The sequence below is a fragment of the Pseudooceanicola algae genome (genome assembly GCF_003590145.2).
In the GTDB taxonomy this organism is placed as follows: domain Bacteria; phylum Pseudomonadota; class Alphaproteobacteria; order Rhodobacterales; family Rhodobacteraceae; genus Pseudooceanicola; species Pseudooceanicola algae.
The window spans coordinates 3,039,410-3,057,422 of the sequence record NZ_CP060436.1 but is presented as its reverse complement, the minus strand read 5'-3'; the positions used below and the strand labels follow the sequence as shown (position 1 = coordinate 3,057,422).

Here is an 18,013-nt window from a genome sequence, read left to right as displayed (position 1 = left end):
CACCGAAAGGCCCTTTCATGTCGCGCTATTCCGCTGCCGAAATCGAACCCAAGTGGCAGAAAGCCTGGGACGATGCCCTGGTCTTCAAGGCCCCGCGCGGCAAGGACCTGACCGGTGACAGCAAGCCCAAGTATTACGTGCTCGAGATGTTCCCCTATCCTTCGGGGCGCATTCATATCGGGCATGTGCGCAACTACACGATGGGCGACGTGATCGCGCGCTACAAGCTCAGCACCGGGCACAACGTACTGCACCCCATGGGTTTCGACGCCTTCGGCATGCCGGCGGAAAACGCCGCGATGGCCAATGGCGGTCATCCGAAGGACTGGACCTATTCCAACATCGACACGATGGTCGAGCAGATGAAGCCGCTTGGCTTCGGCCTGGACTGGAGCCGGATGTTCGCCACCTGCGACCCGGAATACTATGGCCAGCAGCAGGCGCTGTTCCTCGACTTCCTCGACAAGGGCCTGGTCTATCGCAAGAACGCCGTGGTGAACTGGGATCCGGTCGACATGACCGTTCTGGCCAACGAACAGGTCGAGGCCGGGCGTGGCTGGCGCTCCGGTGCGCTGGTGGAACGCAAGGAACTGACCCAGTGGTTCTTCAAGATCTCCGATTTCTCGGACGATCTGCTGAGCGCGCTCGACGGGCTCGACAACTGGCCGGCAAAGGTCAAGCTGATGCAGGCCAACTGGATCGGCAAATCGCGCGGTCTGCAATTCGCATGGGATCTTACCGAACCGGCAGAGGGTTTCGAGCAGATCGAGGTCTATACCACCCGGCCCGACACCCTGATGGGGGCCAGCTTTGTCGGCATTTCGCCGGACCATCCCCTTGCCAAATCGCTGGAAGCCAAGGACGAAAAGCTGGCGGCCTTCTGCGTCGAAGCGCGCAAGGGCGGCACCACCGAAGAGGCCATCGAGACCGCGGAAAAGCTGGGCTACGACACTGGCCTGACCGTCACCCATCCGCTTGATCCCGACTGGAAACTGCCGGTCTGGATCGCGAACTTTATCCTGATGGACTATGGCACCGGGGCGATCTTCGGTGTGCCGGCGCATGACGAGCGCGACCAGGAATTCGCCACCAAATACGACCTGCCCATCACACCGGTCTTTGAACCGGTCGAGGGCGATTACCCCGCGCGCGGTGCCTATGTGCCGCCGAAACCCGACAAGGTGCGCTTCACCCGCCCGGTCGCGGGCGATGAGGTCATGACCGGGAACGAGGCCATCGACGCCGCGATTGCCTTCTGCGAATCCAAGGGCATCGGCGAAGGCGTGACCAAGTTCCGTCTGCGCGACTGGGGCCTGTCGCGGCAACGCTACTGGGGCTGCCCGATTCCGGTCGTGCATTGCGCCAAATGCGGCGTGGTGCCCGAGAAGAAAGAGAACCTGCCGATCCAGTTGCCCTACGACGAAGGCGGCAAGCCGATCGACTTCTCTGTGCCGGGCAATCCGCTGGACCGGCACCCGACCTGGCGCGACTGCGCCTGCCCGTCCTGCGGCGGGGATGCGCAGCGCGAAACCGACACGATGGACACCTTCGTCGATTCGTCGTGGTATTTCGCGCGCTTCACCGCGCCCCATGCCGACACCCCGACCGATATGGCCGAAGCCGCCTACTGGATGAACGTCGATCAATATATCGGCGGTATCGAACACGCGATCCTGCACCTGCTCTATTCGCGTTTCTTTGCCCGTGCGATGAACATCACCGGCCACCTGCCCGACAGCGCCAGCGAGCCCTTCGACGCACTGTTCACCCAGGGCATGGTGACCCATGCGATCTACCAGACCGAAGGCGCCAATGGCCGCCCGGTCTATCATTACCCCGAAGCGGTGACGCTGAAGGACGGCAAGGGCTTCCTCGAGGACGGCACCGAGGTGCAGATCATCCCCTCGGCCAAGATGTCGAAATCCAAGAACAACGTCGTCGACCCGGTCTCCATCATCGACCAGTACGGCGCCGATACCGCGCGCTGGTTCGTGCTGAGCGATTCGCCCCCCGAGCGCGATGTGGAATGGACCGCCGCCGGCGCCGAAGCGTCGGCCAAGCACCTGGCGCGGGTTTGGCGCCTTGCCGCCGAACTGGGTGACAGCCCCGCGAATGGCGATGCCGACACCACCCTGATGCGCGATATGCACAAGGCGATCCGCGACGTGACCCTTGGCGTGGAAAGCTTCGGCTTCAACGCCTCCATCGCCAAGCTCTACGGCTTTACCAACACCGTTGCCAAATCCAGGGCCGGCTCGGACGCCAAACGTCAGGCGCTGAAGGTTCTGGCGCAGCTGATGTCGCCCATGACCCCGCACCTGGCCGAAGAGATGTGGCAGATGCTGGGCGGGGAGGGCCTGATTGCGCAGGCCCCCTGGCCAGTCGCGGACGAGGCCATGCTGGTCGAGGACAGCATCACCATGCCGATCCAGGTCAACGGCAAGCGACGCGGCGAAATCACCGTTCCCGCCGACATGGACAAGGCAGAGGTTGAAAAGCTGGCGCTGGAAGTCGACAATGTGAAGCGGACGCTGGACGGGGCCCAGCCACGCAAGGTTATCGTTGTCCCAGGGCGGATCGTGAATGTGGTCATCTGACCGGCGCAGTTTTCTGGCAACCTTGGCTTCGGGGCTGGCCCTTGGCGGCCTCGCAGCCTGTGGTTTTACCCCCAGCTACGGACCCGGGGGCGGCACGCTGCCGCTTCTGAACACGACGCGGATTCCCGCGCCCGACAGTGACGACAGCTATGTGCTTGTGCGCGAACTGGAACAGCGGCTTGGCCGGGTAACGGCCCCGCTGTACGACCTGACGCTGCAATTGAGCGTCGGAGAAGAAAGCCTGGCCGTCACCAGCGACAACACCACGACGCGGTTCAACGTGGTGGGATCGCTGACCTACACCCTGACCCAGATCGAGAGCGCGACAGAGATCGGGTCGGGCAAGGTGCAATCCTTCACCGGTTATTCCGCCACCGGCACAACGGTCGCCACGCTGGCGTCGCAATCGGATGCCCATGAACGGCTGATGGTGATCCTGTCGGACATGCTGGTGGCCCGCCTGACCGCGGACATGGCGCTCCATACCCAGTCGGTTTCCCAGTCGGCAATGGGGGCGCCCCCGGTTTCCGGCCAATGAAGCTGGCCTCCAAGGACATTGCCCGCTACGCGGCGAAACCGGACCCGGATCGCGCGGGCATCCTGCTGTACGGACCCGACGCCATGCGCATCGCGATCCGGCGGCAAGAGATCATCGCCAACCTCACCGGCCCCAACGGCGATTCCGAGATGCGGATCTCGCGGTTTCAGGCCACCGACCTGCGCCGTGATCCCGACGGACTGAACGTCGCGCTGCGTGCGCAAAGCTTCTTTCCCGGCCCGCGCGCCGTCTTCGTCGAAGGCGCGACAGAGATGCAGGCGAATTACATCCTGCCCGCACTTGCCGACTGGCAGCCGGGCGATGCACATCTGGTGGTGGCCGCCGGGCAGCTGAAGCCCACCTCGAAGATCCGCAAGGCGTTCGAAGCCCACCCCCGCGCCTATGCCTGTGGCATCTACGACGACCCGCCATCGCGTGAGGAAATCGAGGCCGCGCTGAACAAGGCCGGGTTGACCCGTCTGCCCCCCGATGCCCTGCGCGCCCTGACCAGCCTGGCGATGGTCCTCGACCCCGGCGACTTCCGCCAGACGATCGAGAAGATCGCGCTGTACAAGTACAACGACCCCACCCCCCTGACCGAGGCCGAGATCGCCCTGTCCGCGCCCGCCTCGACCGAGGCCGAGCTGGACGAGATCATCGACCACGTGGCCGAAGCACGATCGGATCAGGTCGGCCCGATGATGCGCCGGCTGAAGGCGCAAGGGGTGCAGCCGGTGGCGCTTTGCATCGCCACGCTGCGGCATTTCAAGACGCTGTATGCTGTCGCCGCGCATCCCGACGGGGCGGGCGCAGGGATCGGGCGGCTGCGCCCGCCGGCCTTCGGACCGCGCCGGGACAAGTTGTTGCGTCAGGCCCAGGGCTGGGGCGCGCCGAAGCTGGAACAGGCGCTCGGGGTGGTGACGGATACCGACCTGACCCTGCGCTCGGCCGGGCAATCGGCCCCGGACATGGCGCTGGTGGAACGGATGCTGATCCGCCTCGCGATGATGGGGCGCGCCCGCTAGGGGCTGATTTCAGGACGCGGTTCCGTCAAGGTACTCTGCCGCATGACGCCCGGCCCAAAGCCCGGTCGCAAGGCAGGCGGTCAGCAGGTAGCCCCCCGTCGGCGCCTCCCAATCCAGCATTTCACCCGCGGCGAAGACACCGGGGCGGGCGCGCAGCATCAGCCCTTCGGTCAGCGCCTCGAAGGGCACCCCCCCGGCGGTGGATATCGCGCGGGCCATGTCCTGCGCACCCTCCAGTGGCAGGGGCAGCGCCTTGACCCTTTCCGCCAGCGCCAGCGGGTCGGTCGGCAGCGGTCGGGCCAGTTCGTTGATCAGCGCACGTTTCACCGGGTCCAGTTTCAGCGCCTTGCGCAGGCGGTTCGACAGGCTTTCCCCGGGCCGCCCCGCCGCAAGACGCCTGGCGATGTCCTGCACGCTCAGATCAGGGGCAAGGTCGATCAGCAGCGGCGCGCCATCCCGCAGGGCGCGGGACAGGGTGTATATTGCGCCGCCTTCGATGCCGTCGCGGGTCAGCACGCATTCGCCGCGCGTCACCCGGTTTCCGGCCCGCAGCGCCACCGACTTGATCGGCGCGCCGAAATGGGGGGTCATGTGGTCGGACCAGCGCCGCCGAAAACCGCAGTTCGCCGGGCGGAAGGGCACCACCGGCAGCCAACCCGCCCAGGCCGCGTCCGAGCCCAGACGCGGCCAGCTTGCGCCGCCGCAGGCCAGTACCGTGGCCTCTGCCGCGATGGATTGAACGCCTTCCGGGGTCTGGAAACAGGCCGCGCCAGCGGCGTCCCAACCCGTCCAGCGCCAGCGTGTGCGCAGGGTGACGCCCTGCCCCGCCAAGCGCGTCAACCAGGCCCGCAGCAAGGGCGATGCCTTCATGCCCACCGGAAACACCCGCCCGGTCGAGCCTGTGAACAGCGTTTCGCCCAGATCACGCGCCCAGTCCTGCACCGCTTCGGGGCCGAAGCCCTGCAAAGCGGGGCGCAACTGCGGCGCGGCCTCTTCATAGGCAGACAGGAAGCTTTCGAGATCCTCGTCGCGGGTCAGGTTCAGGCCGGATTTCCCGGCCATCAGGACCTTGCGCCCCATGGTCGGCATCTGCTCGACAAGCGTCACCGCATGGCCGCCACGGGCCAGGGCCCCCGCCGCCATCAGCCCTGCCGGGCCGCCGCCGATGACCAGCGCCTGCGCCATTCCTAGCCGCGCGCCCGTCCGGTCACGCCTGCACGCCGATGATGCGCCGCAGCTCTTCACTGCGCATGCTCAGTTCCTCGCCAAGATGGGCGTCAGCGCCGGCCCCGCACATCCAGAGCATCAGTTTCGCGGGCCATTCGGGGGGAATGTGGTCTTCCCAGTCCAGCTCGCTGACCGCATTGACGCCCGAGGCCTTGATGTCGCGCTGCATCTGCGTGGCGACGGTGCCCGGCGACATGCCCATGATACGCAGGCCCTTGTCGACGTTTTCCAGATGCGCCGCGCGAGTCAGCATCGCCGCCCCGGCCTTTGACGTGCAATAGGCCGACCAGCCTTCCAGCGGGTTATGCGCCGCGCCGGAACTAACCGTGATGATCGTGCCGCCGCCTGCCGCCGCCATGGCCGGGATCACCGCACGCATGCCGTTGAAGACGCCCTTCACGTTGATATCGATGACCTTGCCCCAATCCTCGGGGTCGGCTTCGGCCAGTGGGGCGATGGGTTTCAGCACCCCGGCGTTGTTGATCAGGATGTCGAGGCTGCCGAAGGCCGCGCGGACCTTTTCGAAGGCTTCCGAGACCTCCCAGAACCGCGACACGTCGCAGGGGATGGCCACGGCCTGCGCGCCGATTTCGCCGGCAAGCTCGGCGATTTCATCATCGCTGCGGGCCAGCAGGGCGACATTGGCCCCGGCTTCGGCAAAAATGCGGGCGGTGGCGGCGCCGATGCCGCGGCTGGCCCCGGTGATGACGGCGGTCTTGCCGGTCAGGTCGGTCATGAGATCTCTCTCCCTCCTTGCGGGATGCGCGTTGCCCCAGAGCTAACGAAGCACCGGCGGCGGGTCCAGTGGGCAGCCGCCCTGCTTCGCGAAATGCGCGGCCAAACCCTGCGGCGGCGCCCCATGCCCGCCACTGGCGGCGGGGAAACGCCGGTGTCGGCTTGACCGCGGCGGCGCCTCCCCCACATCATGAGAAACTCCATGGCCCGGAACGGGCCGGTCTTCAGCAAGGTCCCACATGCCAGCGAAACGCCCCCGCCGCCCCGCCCGAGGCCTGCGCCTTGGCGCGATGATGCTGTCCTTCGGGCTGGCCCTGGCCAGCCCCGCCGCCGCCCTGACCCCCGAAGCCATGTTGGGACAATGGCAAGAGGTCCTTCAGGACGCGGGCTTCACCGTGACCACCCGCCTGCGGCAGGACGGCGACACGGTGATCCTGGACCGCATGGCCCTGACCCTTCCCGGCGCAGACGGCGCCAACACCCTGGCGGTCGAGTTGCGCGGGATTGAACTGCATCAGCTTGCCGGAGGGCTGGTTTCGGTCGAATTGCCGGCGGAGACGCCTTTCAGCGTCGATCTGGACCGGGGAGACAAGCCCTGGCGAGCCGAGGGCCGGTTGCTGCAGGACCAGTTCGTGATGCGCAGCCATTCGGTGAGTGGCAGTGACGAGATCCTGAGCGATTTCACCGCCGCTGCGCTGAACCTGACCATCGACAGCCTGATCGCGGGCGGAAAGACGCAACCGGGCGCAATCCGCCTTGTCGCCGAAGCCCCCGAAGGTCAGGTCGCCTTGCTTCCCGAGGCGGACAGCCCCGCCCGGCTGACCCATAACGCGCAGGCCACCTCGCTGAGCTTCGACATGACCCATGCCGCCCCCGCCCGCGGGCAAGACATCGTCGTGTCGGGCAAGCTGGAAGGGATCGCAACCGACGGCAGCACCCGACCCGGTCCGGGGTCCGAACGGGACGCCCACCTGACCTGGGACAGCGGCCAGATGCAGACCACCCTGGACGGCACGCGAAGCGGTAACCTGTCGACCGCCTCGGGCGGCGGCGCGCTGGATCTGCGCAGCGGGGACGGTCAGACCAGTTTTCTGGCTACAAGCCGGGCCGTCGCCTTTGCCCTGAGCAGCGACGCCCTGACCGCCCCCCTGAACGGGCGGGTGGACGAGGCGCGGCTGGCGAGTACCGGCCCGACGGTGATGACCGGGGCCGAGGCGCCCTTTTCCTTCGACCTGCGGCTGGCCGATGTGACCCCGCCAGCGATGGCCTGGCCCCTGATCGACCCCGCCGGGCGCTTGCCGCGCGATCCGCTGTCGCTTGCCCTGTCGGCCACGGGCACGAAACAGGCGCTTGCCGTCTCCGATGATGTCGCCATCGCCAGCCTGCCGCTGACCGGCGCCGGGCAGACCAGCGCCCTGCGGATCGAAGCGTTCAATCTGACCGGCGCCGGGGCGGCCCTAAGCGGGCAGGGTACCCTGCAGCTTGATCCCGGCAACCCCAGTCGCTTTGGCCCGGTGCCCCGCGCCGAAGGCAGCATCGATTTGCGTGGCGAGGGCCTGCTGGCGTTGCTGAACGCGCTTGGCGACAGCGGGCTTGTGCCCCCGGCGCTGGTGATGGCGCTGCCGCTTTACCTGCCGCTGCTGGCGGAACAGGAGGGCAGCCGTGATGTGCTCAGCACCCGGCTGCGGCTGGGTCTGGACGAAAGCCTGTCGGTGAACGGCAGCCCGCTGATCCCCGGTCGTTGATTCCCGTCGCTGACAAACCGCCCGATCCGCACAACCTTGATCCGACCCCGCCCAACGGCTAGGCAAGGGGCAGCAAAAGAAGAAGGCAGTTATGTCCCATTCCCTTTCCGACCTCAGCCAGTCCCTGCTGGACGCCGCCCGCGCTGCCGGGGCCGACAGCGCCGATGTGATCTTGCGCGAAGGCAGCTCGATCTCGATCGACATGCGCGCCGGCACGCTTGAACATGCCGAACGCGCCGAGGGGATCGAAGCCGGCCTGCGGGTCTTCATGGGACAGCGGCAGGCCTGTGTCTCCGGCTCCGACATCCGGCCCGAGACCTTTGCCATGATGGCCGAACGCGCCGTGGCCATGGCCCGCGAAGCCCCCGAGGACCCCTGGATCGGCCTGGCCGATCCCGCGCAACTGTCCGCCCGGCGCAACGCAGAGGGGCTGGAACTGCACGACCCCGCGCCCGAACCTGCACCGGAAGAGCTGCAAGAAGACGCCCGCCGCGCCGAAGCGGCCGCCCTGGCGCATGAGGGCATCAGCCAGGTGCAATCGGCCTCGGCCGGCTATGGCGCAAGCGAGGCCTTCATCGCCACCAGCAACGGTTTCGCCGGGGGCTATCGGCGCAGTTCACGGTCGCTGTCCTGCGTGGCCATCGCCGGGACCGGCAACGGGATGGAGCGTGACTACGACGGCGATGCCCGGGTCTTTCAATCCGACCTGCGCAGCCCCGAAGAGATCGGCAATCGCGCCGCCACCCGCACGCTGGAACGCATGGGCGCCGTCGCCCCGAAAACCGGCAGCTACCCGGTGCTGTTCGACGAACGTGTCGCCGCCAGCCTGATCGGCCACCTGTGCGGCGCAGTGAACGGCGCGGCGGTGGCGCGGGGGTCGTCCTTCCTGATGAACGCCCTCGGCGAACTGGTCCTGCCTGAGTCGCTGACCATGACAGAAGACCCCCTGCGCCCGCGCGGCCCCGCCAGCCGCCCCTTCGACGCCGAAGGGCTGACGGTTGCACCCCGCCGCATCATCGACGCAGGGGTGCTGACAGGCTGGACGCTGGACCTGGCCACGGCCCGCAAGCTGGGAATGACCCCGACGGGCAATGCCGCGCGCGGTCTGTCGTCGCCGCCCTCGCCCAGCAACTGGAACCTGGAATTGACCCAGGGCAGCGCCAGCCGCGAGGAACTGATGCGCGACATGGGCACCGGCCTGCTGGTCACCTCGCTGATCGGGCAGACGATCAATTCCAACACCGGCGATTATTCCCGCGGTGCTGCTGGTTTCTGGATCGAGAACGGCGAAGCGGTGCGCCCGGTGAACGAATGCACCATCGCGGGCAATCTGCGCCAGATGCTGCTGTCCCTGAACCCGGCCAATGACGCGCAGGCCTGGCGCGGGTCGGTCGTCCCCTCGCTTCTCGTCGAAGGGATGACCATTGCCGGAGCGTGACGGGCAGGACCCCGGCGCGCCTTCGGCCCGCGAAGACGACCTGGCCCTGCTGATCGAGGCCGCCCGCGAAGCCGGGGACATCGCCATGGCCTTCACCGCCGGAAACCTCGATTTCTGGGACAAGCCCGGCGATCAGGGCCCGGTGACCGAAGCCGACCTGGCCGTCAACGATGCCCTGCGCAAACGCCTGACACAGGCCCGCCCCGCCTATGGCTGGCTTTCCGAAGAAAGCCCCGATGATCCCGCCCGCCTTGCCGCGCGGCGGGTGTTCATCATCGACCCCATCGATGGCACCCGCAGCTTCATGGACGGACAATCGGCCTGGGCCCATTCCATCGCCGTCGCCGATCAGGGGGTCGTCACGGCGGGAGTGGTCTTTTTGCCGGTGCTCGACCGGATGTTCGCCGCCGCGCGCGGCCGTGGCGCAACCCTGAACGGCACGGCGCTGACCTGCAGCGCCCGCACCGACCCCGAAGGCGCGACGATCCTGGCCGCCAAGCCCAGCTTCGCCGCGGGCCATTGGCAGGGCGCGGTGCCCGGATTCAGCCGCCACCAACGCCCGGCGCTGGCCTATCGCCTGTCGCTGGTCGCGCAGGGACGCTTTGACGCGATGCTCACCCTGCGGCCAAGCTGGGAATGGGACATCGCCGCCGGCAGCCTGATCGCCGAAGAAGCCGGGGCGCGCATTTCCGACCGGGACGGCCAGCCCCTGCGCTTCAATTCCGCGACCGCGCTGCTGAATGGGGTGATCGCCGCCGGACCCGCACTGCACGGGGACATTGCCGCGCGGCTGGTCCCCTCGGCCCCCCTGCCCGCCACCCCACGCCCGCCTTTCGAATGACGGTGCGCAACGGTTCGGTAACCGCCCGGCGCTAAGCCTTGCGGCGCCCTGTCGGACCACCCCGCCTGGGACCCGCCGCCTTCGGCATCAATACACCACCGACCCTGACCCAGCCTTGACCACAGGCCCCATTCTGCGCAGTTTGCCCGCAAGCTGCCGCATCATCCCCAGAAGGAGACCCCCATGCCGCAACGCCTGCACCTCGTGTTCGGAGGCGAGCTGATCGACCCCGCCAAGAACGCCTTCCGCAATGTGGACGACATCGACATCATCGGGATGTTCCCCGATTACGCCTCGGCCTACGACGCCTGGAAGGCGGCCGCGCAGAAGACCGTGGATAACGCGCATATGCGTTACTACATCGCCCATATCCATCGCCTGCGCGACGAAGAGATCGAGGTCTCGGCAACCGAGGAACTGGGCTGAGACGACCATGACGCGGGGCGGGGGACTTGCCAGGGCGCTAGGTCGCCGGGGCAACCGGGGGGCCTCGCCAGGCATGGCGCAGCGGCCCGAGGGGCTGCTGATCTGGCTCATCGTGCCGGATCCCGACCGGCTGCCTGCCGCACATCTGCTGGCCGCCCTGCTGGATGACCGCCTTTGCACCGAAGGCGCGACCGCGCGGGTCCTCGTCAGCCTGCCCGACGGGACTGCACTGCCCGAAGCGGTCGGCGGCCCGGAGCTGCTGCATGTGCCCATTCCCGAAGACACCCACGACGACATCCCGACCTTCCTCGACCACTGGCGCCCTGATCTGGTGATCTGGCTCAGCGGGCATATCCGCAACGCCCTGATGGCCGCCCTGAACAAGGCCGAGGTGCCGGTGCTTCTGGCCGGGGCCGAGGAACGCGCGCTCTCGGATCCGCGCTGGAGCCTGCGTGCCCTGCAAACCCGCCGCGCGCTGGAAGGCTTTTCTGCCTTCCATGCCGCCTCGGCGGGTGCCGGCCGTCGCCTGCAACGGCTCGGGGCGGATGCCAGCCGGATCCGCATTTCCGAACCCCTGCAGGAAGGCCGCATGGCCCTGCCCTGCGACATCGCGGATCGCGACGAACTGGCGGATGTGCTGGCCGGCCGGCCGATCTGGCTGGCCGCGATGGTCTGCGCGGACGAGCTGGAACAGGTCCTCGACGCCCAGCGTCAGGCCAGCCGCATGGCGCATCGCCTGCTACTGATCCTGGTGCCCAATGCGCCCGGGGACAGCGATGCCTTCGCCGAAACGCTTACCGCCCAAGACTGGCGGTTTCAGCGCTGGTCCGACAAGGACGCCCCCCGCGACGAATGTCAGGTCCTGCTGGCCGATACCTATGGCGACATGGGACTGTGGTACCGGTTGTCCCCGGTCACCTTCATGGCCGGCTCCCTGCAACGCGGCATGAAGGGGCATGACCCCTATGAACCTGCCACCCACGGCTCGGCCATCATCTACGGACCTTATGTCGCCGGCCACCTGCCCGCCTATACCCGCCTGTCCCATGCCGGGGCCGCCCGGATCATCCGCGATGCCGGGGGGCTGCAAGCCTCGGTCTCGATGCTGCTGGCCCCGGACCAGGCGGCCAGCATGGCCGCCGCCGCCTGGTCCACCGTGACCGAAGGGGCCGAGGCCACCGACCGCGTGCTCGACTGGACCCTCGCCCAGCTTGAAGAAAGGAACCTGCTGTGATCCGCACCCCCGGCTACTGGTTCACCCCGCCTGACCGGCCGGGCTGGCGGGCGCGGTTGCTGAGCCCGCTCGGGACGCTCTACGCGCAAGGCACGGCGCGGCGCCTGGCCGGAAAGGCGGGGATCGACCCCGGCCCGCCGGTGATCTGCATCGGCAACCTCAACGCCGGCGGCACTGGCAAGACCCCGACGGCGATCGAGGTGCTTATGCGCCTCAACGCCCGTGGCTTGACCCCGCATTTCCTGTCACGCGGCTACGGCGGCTCGCTGCAAGGGCCGATCCGGGTCGACCCCAAACGCCATACCGCCGCCGAAACCGGGGATGAACCGCTTCTGCTCGCCGCCTTCGCCCCCGGCTGGATCGCCCGCGACCGCGCCGCCGGTGCCCGCGCCGCCGCCGAAGCGGGGGCAGACGTGATCCTGCTCGACGACGGCTTTCAGGATCCGACACTGAAAAAGACGCTTTCCATCGTGGTGGTCGATGCCACCCGAGGCTTCGGCAACGGCCGCTGCCTGCCCGCCGGACCCTTGCGCGAACCGGTCACGCCCGGCCTTGCCCGCGCCGACCTGCTGCTCTCCATCGGCCCCGATGACGCTCAGGCCAGGTTCCTCGCCACATGGGGCGACCAGGTCCAACTGCCCCACCTCAGGGGCCGCCTCGACCCGCTGCAAACCGGCATGGACTGGACGGGCCTGCCCGTCCTCGCCTTCGCCGGCATCGCCCACCCCGAGAAATTCTTTGCCACGCTGCGCGGCCTCGGCGCGCGCCTCCTGCACTGCGAGGCCCTCTCTGACCACCAGCCACTGACCCCGGCGCTGCTCGCCCGTCTCGAACGTGATGCCGCCGCCCACGGCGCCCAACTGGTCACCACCGAAAAGGACGCAGTCCGCGTGCCCGCGGACTTCCGTCAAAAGGTCCTGACCCTGCCCGTCCGCCTCTCCCTGCAGGACGCCACCCCCCTCGACACCGCTCTCGATCGCCTCTTCCCGCGCTGATTGCAAAAGGGGCGCAGCCCAGCGCCACACCCCTTCCGTTTCCCTGTTCGAAATATCCCGGGGGTGAGCGGCCTGCCGCGAGGGGGCAGCGCCCCCTTCCCCGGCCGCTCACGCGACCCCGTTGCTCAGATCAGCCCTTCGGCCTTGAACAGGGCCCCGAGGTCGGCTTCCGGCCGCGCCCCGTAATGGCTGATCACCTCGGCCGCCGCAACGACGCCCATCCTGCCGGAGACCGCCAGGTCGGCCCCGGTCGCCAACCCGTAAAGGAAACCCGCCGCGAACAGATCCCCGGCCCCGGTGGCATCCACCGGCGTCACGCGTTTCACCGGCACGACGGCCTCTTCATCGCCCCGGACCAGCACCACGTCCTGGCTCGACCGGGTGCAGACGATCAAGCCGCTTTCGCTCGCTGCCTGTTCCAACGCCGCGCCCAGGTCATCGGTCTCGTAAAGCGATTTCCACTCGTGTTCGTTGCCAATCACGTAATCCAGCTCCCGGACCAGCTTGCGGAAATCCCCGCGGTGCCGGTCGACGCAGAACGGATCCGACAGGGCGATCCCCGCCAGGCCACCGGTCGCACGGGTCAGCCGCGCCGCCGTGGTGAAGGCCGCCTTGCCCTTGTCCTTGTCGTACAGATACCCCTCGAGGAACAGGATCTGCGCCTCGGCACAGACCGCTTCGGGCACGTCTTCCGGCCCGACCTCCGAGGAAATCCCGAGGTAGGTATTCATCGACCGCTCGCCATCCGGGCTGACGAAGATCATGCTGCGGGAACTCGGCAGCGCCCCGCCCGAAACCGCGGCATTGGGCATATCCGTCCCGCTGGCCACCGTTTGGGAAATATAGCTCGTCCCGACCTCGTCATCCGCCACCTTGCCGATGAATGCAGTCTTCAGACCCATGTTGGCCACGCCTGCGACCGTATTGGCCACCGAGCCACCGGGGATGCGGCGGCTTTCACCCATTTCATTGAACAGGAAATCCGATCTTTCCTGCTCCACTAACTGCATGATCCCCTTTTCGATCCCCGTTCGGGACAGGAAGGCGTCGTCGCATTGGGTAATCACATCCATCACGGCATTGCCGATCCCGATCACGTCATATTTGGTCATAGGTTCTTTTCCTCGAATTCACAGAGATCGCGGATAAGGCAGGCCGCGCATTTCGGCTTGCGCGCCACACAGACATACCGTCCGTGCAGGATAAGCCAGTGATGCGCATGAAGCTGGAAATCCACGGGGATGTTGTCTTCGATGGCGCGTTCCACGGCGACGACATCCTTGCCCGGACAGATGCCCGACCGGTTTCCGACCCGGAAGATGTGCGTATCCACGGCCTGGGCCGGGAAATGCCACCACATGTTGAGCACCACATTCGCCGTCTTGCGCCCCACGCCGGGCAGCCCCTGCAGGGCCGCGCGCGAATTGGGGACTTCGCCGCCATAGTCATCGACAAGGATCCGCGCCATCTTGATCACGTTCTTCGCCTTGTTGCGATACAGGCCGATGGTTTTGATATGCTGAACAAGCCCCTCTTCGCCGAGCGCCAGCATCTTTTCCGGCGTATCGGCAATCGGGAACAGATCGCGCGTCGCCTTGTTGACGCCGACATCGGTCGCCTGGGCCGACAGGGCCACGGCCACCAACAGCGTGTAGGCGTTCGAATGGTGCAATTCGCCTTCCGGATGGGCACTTGCGGCCTCGAAACGGCGAAATACCTCGCGGAGCGTCATGTAGGGCAATTGGCGGGCCATGCGGAATCCTTGCCCGGAAATCCGCAAGGCAACAAGTCGGTTTAACCTGAAAGAAACCGGAATGTCACACCCTGCCCTCCGGAGGCCGCAAATGACCGAATCCCCAGAACCCATTTCCGGTCTCGGACCGGGCACCATGGTCCTGACCCTGGAAGGCGACATGCCCATCGAATGGCTGGCGCCCGGCGACAAGGTGATGACCCGCGACCATGGCGCCATGCCGGTGCTGCACATCTGTCGACTTCGCAAGCTGCCGGAAGGCGGCGCTTTGCCCGCGCCCATGCGCTTTCAGCCGGGCGAACTGGGTCCACAGGGCGAATTGCAGGGCAAGCTGCGCGTTGCGCCGGGCCATCGCGGGCTGATCCGACACGGTGCGATCCGGCAGAATTTCGGCTGCGAAGAGGCGCTGGTCCGATTCTGCGACATCTCGCGGCGCAATCGCGCCCGAAAGGACCCGACCATGGGTGGGCTGACCTACCATCTGATCATCATGGAACATCACGAGGTCATAAATGCCGGCTCCCTCTGGATCGAAACCACCGGCCCGGACATGGCCGCCCGACTTGATCTGCCCGACGCCGTACGCCGCGCCACCCGGCTTCTCGACCCCGAAACACCTGAACCCCGGCGCTGCCTGACCCGGCAGGAGGCTCGGTTGATCCGCGACACCTGCCCACAGGAAACCTCCCTGCTCGATCTGCTCTCTGCCTGAACGCTATCCTTCCCAAAGGCCGCACGGCCGCTTTGCGCAGGAACCGGGTCGCCTCAGGAGCGTCCGGCCTGCTAATCTGTCCGGGCAGATGACCGGAGAGACCCCATGACCGATGCAGCGATCCAGCCCGACGCCCCCGTTGCGACGGCACAAGCGGGCGATACCGCTGCGGACAGCTACCACTATGCCCTGATGCGCCGCGCCATTAACGAGATCGACAGCGCCGATGCCCCCCTGACGCTCGATGACCTTGCATCCCGGATGAAGATGAGCCCGGCGCATTTCCAGCGCCTTTTCTCGGCTTGGGTCGGGGTTTCGCCCAAGCGGTACCAGCAATATCTGACGATCGACCATGCCCGCAGCCTGCTCGCCCATCGCCATACAACGCTGGATACCGCCTTGCAGACCGGCCTGTCGGGGACCGGGCGGCTGCATGACCTTTTCCTGACATGGGAGGCGATGAGCCCGGGGGAATATGCCGCGGGCGGTGACGGCCTGATGATCCGCTGGTCGCAGATACCGACGCCCTTCGGCCCCGCGCTTGTCATGGTGACCGACAAGGGCATTTGCGGCATCGCCTTCACCGCTGAAACCGGCCCCGGCGCTGCCTGGGCCGACATGGCCGCGCGCTGGCCCAAGGCGGCTTTCAAGGAAGACGATGCGGCGATCCGCCAACTGGCCGGCCCCGTCTTTGCCGGCCGTGGCGAAACCCGCCTGCACATGCTTGGTGCGCCCTTCCAGATCAAGGTCTGGGAGGCGTTGCTGCAGATCCCCTCCGGCCATGTCGCGACCTATTCCGATATCGCCCGCCGTATCGGAGCCGATCGCGCCGTGCGTGCCGTGGGCACCGCCGTGGGGCGCAATCCGGTCAGCTTCCTGATCCCCTGCCACCGTGCGATCCGCAAAAGCGGCGGGCTGGGCGGATACCACTGGGGCCTGCCGGTCAAACGCGCCATGCTGGCCTGGGAAAGTGCGCGCACTGACAGTCTTTAGCCACGCGGGCCGACCTGCCTGCTCTGGGTGCCACAGCCCGCAGAGTGCGAAAAAAGGCGGAAATATGCCGAAGGAAAACGTCAAATCCGTTGGGCTGCACTGTCTGATAGGCTATCTGCAGGAACAGGTTGGCCGCGGCATGCGGCCGCAAGAGGACAAAGCGACATGACATTTCTGAAGACTTCGACCCTGGCCGCCGCCGGATCCGCGATGATCCTGCTTGCCGCCTGCGAAAACCCCGATGACGGCTACCGCAACACCCGCACCGGCGCCGGCACCGGCGCGTTGGTCGGTGGGGCGCTTGGCGCCATCGTCAGCGACGACCAGGGCAAAGGCGCTGCAATCGGCGCGATTCTGGGTAGTGCCGCCGGCGCCGCATATGGCTCCAGCCTCGACAAGCAGGAAGCCGCGCTGCGCAACGATCTTGGCAACAACGTCCAGATCACCAACACCGGCGACCGGCTGATCGTGACCATGCCGCAGGACATCCTGTTCGCCACCGACAGCGCGACCCTGCGGTCGGACCTGACGGCGGATCTGCGCACCGTGGCGCAATCGCTGAACGAATACCCCAACACGCGGGTTCAGGTGATTGGCCATACCGACAATACCGGCGATGCGAACTATAACCTCAGCCTGTCGCAACGCCGCGCCGCCTCGGTATCCAACACGCTGATTTCCTATGGCGTCTCTTCCAGCCGCCTGCAGCCCATCGGCCGTGGCGAAGACCAGCCCCGCGCGGACAACCTGACCGCCGAAGGGCGCGCGCAGAACCGTCGCGTCGATATCGTGATCCTGCCCAACAGCTGATCGCAGATCCCGGCCCCGCCCGATATTTCCGGGCGGGGCCACCCGCATCGCGCGATGATCCCGAGCGTCCCGACGCCGCCCCACTTCCCCCACCTTTCCAATGCAGCGCCGCCCCGCAAGACCGTCAGTCTGCGGCGAGATCGTCATGAGATAACCTTGGCTTAAGCCCGCTTGGAGTAGGCTTCTCCGGAAACTTTCCCTGCTGGGCTTTCTGGACCGGAACCGACCATGCTGCTGCTGTTGACCTTCAAGGTAGATCCCGACCTGTTTCAGCGTTTCGAGGAATACGAAACCAGGGCCCTCGCGGTCCTGGCCGGCTATGGCGGTGAAATGGTCCTGCGGTTGCGGCATCTGGACAGCAGCGGCGAAACCCACCTGCTGAGCGTGCCGGACAGGGATACCCTGTCCGCCTTTCTTGCCGACCCCGAATGCGTAGCCCTGCAAGAGGCATATGCCGATGCCCTGCCCACCCCCCTTGTGACCAAGGTCGCGATACTGGAAAGCGGTCAGCTGCCCCGATAAGTCGAATAGCTGAAGGGCGAGACCAGCAGCGGCACGTGATAATGACTTTCCGGATCCGAAATACCGAAGCGCAGCGGGATCACATCCAGAAAGCGCGGTGCTTCCGGGGGCACGCCGCTGGCATCCATGTAGGGCCCGGCATGAAACTCAAGCTCATAGGTGCCGGGCAGGAAATGCGCCTTGGGCAGGATCGGGCTGTCGGTGCGGCCATCGGCATTGGTCGTCATGCGCGCCAACTCGTCCCGCACCCCGTCGACCAGCCGATAAAGGACGATCTCCATCCCTTCGGCCGGAACGCCCCGTGCCGTATCAAGAACATGCGTTGTCAGGTAGCCTTCGGCCATTCCTGTCCCCTTCCCGGAAAATCCTCTTGAAACCTTCGTGCGCCCGTGAAGTTATTGCCGCGGTCCGCGGCGCACTCC

Annotated in this window: 18 protein-coding genes; 13 read left to right on the top strand and 5 right to left on the bottom strand. The window is 66.8% G+C overall.

Annotation, left to right across the window (positions count from 1 at the left end; all coding sequences use genetic code 11):
* Window positions 1-17: 17 nt before the first annotated feature.
* The 3 genes from leuS to holA are packed head-to-tail and all read left to right on the top strand — an operon-like array spanning window position 18 to window position 4,160.
* Entirely contained in the window at window positions 18-2,597 is a 2,580-nt protein-coding gene (gene leuS / locus PSAL_RS14270; protein WP_119839244.1) for a leucine--tRNA ligase, read from the top strand.
* Window positions 2,584-3,135 (top strand): LPS assembly lipoprotein LptE, encoded by a 552-nt coding sequence (gene lptE, locus PSAL_RS14265; RefSeq protein ID WP_119839243.1) that lies wholly within the window; start codon window positions 2,584-2,586, stop codon window positions 3,133-3,135. Before leuS ends, lptE begins: the two co-directional genes overlap by 14 nt.
* A complete protein-coding gene (gene holA, locus PSAL_RS14260) occupies window positions 3,132-4,160 on the top strand; it encodes a DNA polymerase III subunit delta (RefSeq protein WP_119839242.1) in 1,029 nt (342 codons plus the stop codon). Before lptE ends, holA begins: the two co-directional genes overlap by 4 nt.
* Window positions 4,161-4,169: 9 nt before the next feature.
* Here holA and PSAL_RS14255 read toward each other — a convergent pair whose 3' ends face one another.
* Together PSAL_RS14255 and PSAL_RS14250 are read right to left on the bottom strand one after the other, a co-directional pair.
* Complete coding sequence (locus tag PSAL_RS14255; RefSeq protein WP_119839241.1) at window positions 4,170-5,345, bottom strand: TIGR03862 family flavoprotein; 1,176 nt, start codon at window positions 5,343-5,345, stop codon at window positions 4,170-4,172.
* A 22-nt stretch (window positions 5,346-5,367) separates the two neighbouring features.
* Window positions 5,368-6,123, bottom strand: a complete 756-nt coding sequence (locus PSAL_RS14250) for an SDR family oxidoreductase (RefSeq protein WP_119839240.1) — start codon at window positions 6,121-6,123, stop codon at window positions 5,368-5,370.
* Between the two features lie 238 nt (window positions 6,124-6,361).
* Between PSAL_RS14250 and PSAL_RS14245 the strand changes: the two genes are divergently transcribed.
* From PSAL_RS14245 to lpxK, 6 genes are all read left to right on the top strand, one after another.
* Window positions 6,362-7,867, top strand: a complete 1,506-nt coding sequence (locus PSAL_RS14245) for a translocation/assembly module TamB domain-containing protein (protein WP_119839239.1) — start codon at window positions 6,362-6,364, stop codon at window positions 7,865-7,867.
* 91 nt (window positions 7,868-7,958) lie between these two features.
* The gene (locus tag PSAL_RS14240) at window positions 7,959-9,305 is read left to right on the top strand and encodes a TldD/PmbA family protein (protein ID WP_119839238.1); all 1,347 of its coding nucleotides are present in this window, start codon (window positions 7,959-7,961) and stop codon (window positions 9,303-9,305) included.
* Complete coding sequence (locus tag PSAL_RS14235) at window positions 9,292-10,146, top strand: inositol monophosphatase family protein (protein ID WP_269212579.1); 855 nt, start codon at window positions 9,292-9,294, stop codon at window positions 10,144-10,146. The genes PSAL_RS14240 and PSAL_RS14235 overlap by 14 nt, the downstream gene beginning before the upstream one ends.
* Window positions 10,147-10,329: 183 nt before the next feature.
* Window positions 10,330-10,572, top strand: coding sequence for a DUF4170 domain-containing protein (locus tag PSAL_RS14230; protein WP_119839237.1), 243 nt, complete (start codon window positions 10,330-10,332; stop codon window positions 10,570-10,572).
* A 73-nt stretch (window positions 10,573-10,645) separates the two neighbouring features.
* Window positions 10,646-11,806 (top strand): 3-deoxy-D-manno-octulosonic acid transferase, encoded by a 1,161-nt coding sequence (locus PSAL_RS14225; RefSeq protein WP_196222787.1) that lies wholly within the window; start codon window positions 10,646-10,648, stop codon window positions 11,804-11,806.
* The gene (gene lpxK / locus PSAL_RS14220) at window positions 11,806-12,801 is read left to right on the top strand and encodes a tetraacyldisaccharide 4'-kinase (RefSeq protein WP_119839431.1); all 996 of its coding nucleotides are present in this window, start codon (window positions 11,806-11,808) and stop codon (window positions 12,799-12,801) included. Before PSAL_RS14225 ends, lpxK begins: the two co-directional genes overlap by 1 nt.
* 125 nt (window positions 12,802-12,926) lie before the next feature.
* Here the strand turns inward: lpxK and PSAL_RS14215 are convergent, their stop codons facing one another.
* Entirely contained in the window at window positions 12,927-13,913 is a 987-nt protein-coding gene (locus PSAL_RS14215) for an adenosine kinase (RefSeq protein WP_119839235.1), read from the bottom strand.
* Window positions 13,910-14,554, bottom strand: coding sequence for an endonuclease III (gene nth, locus PSAL_RS14210; protein ID WP_119839234.1), 645 nt, complete (start codon window positions 14,552-14,554; stop codon window positions 13,910-13,912). Before nth ends, PSAL_RS14215 begins: the two co-directional genes overlap by 4 nt.
* Window positions 14,555-14,645: 91 nt before the next feature.
* Here nth and PSAL_RS14205 point away from each other — a divergent pair, with 91 nt between their 5' ends.
* From PSAL_RS14205 to PSAL_RS14190, 4 genes are all read left to right on the top strand, one after another.
* Window positions 14,646-15,266, top strand: coding sequence for a Hint domain-containing protein (locus PSAL_RS14205; protein ID WP_196222786.1), 621 nt, complete (start codon window positions 14,646-14,648; stop codon window positions 15,264-15,266).
* A 192-nt stretch (window positions 15,267-15,458) separates the two neighbouring features.
* Window positions 15,459-16,259 (top strand): methylated-DNA--[protein]-cysteine S-methyltransferase, encoded by an 801-nt coding sequence (locus PSAL_RS14200; RefSeq protein ID WP_231388698.1) that lies wholly within the window; start codon window positions 15,459-15,461, stop codon window positions 16,257-16,259.
* A gap of 165 nt (window positions 16,260-16,424) precedes the next feature.
* Window positions 16,425-17,069 (top strand): OmpA family protein, encoded by a 645-nt coding sequence (locus PSAL_RS14195; RefSeq protein ID WP_119839231.1) that lies wholly within the window; start codon window positions 16,425-16,427, stop codon window positions 17,067-17,069.
* A gap of 228 nt (window positions 17,070-17,297) precedes the next feature.
* Window positions 17,298-17,591: a hypothetical protein gene (locus tag PSAL_RS14190; protein WP_119839230.1), complete on the top strand. Its 294-nt coding sequence runs from the start codon at window positions 17,298-17,300 to the stop codon at window positions 17,589-17,591.
* Here the strand turns inward: PSAL_RS14190 and uraH are convergent.
* The gene (uraH, locus tag PSAL_RS14185; protein WP_119839229.1) at window positions 17,576-17,935 is read right to left on the bottom strand and encodes a hydroxyisourate hydrolase; all 360 of its coding nucleotides are present in this window, start codon (window positions 17,933-17,935) and stop codon (window positions 17,576-17,578) included. The two genes, PSAL_RS14190 and uraH, sit on opposite strands and share 16 nt — an antisense overlap.
* Between the last annotated feature and the right edge of the window lie 78 nt (window positions 17,936-18,013).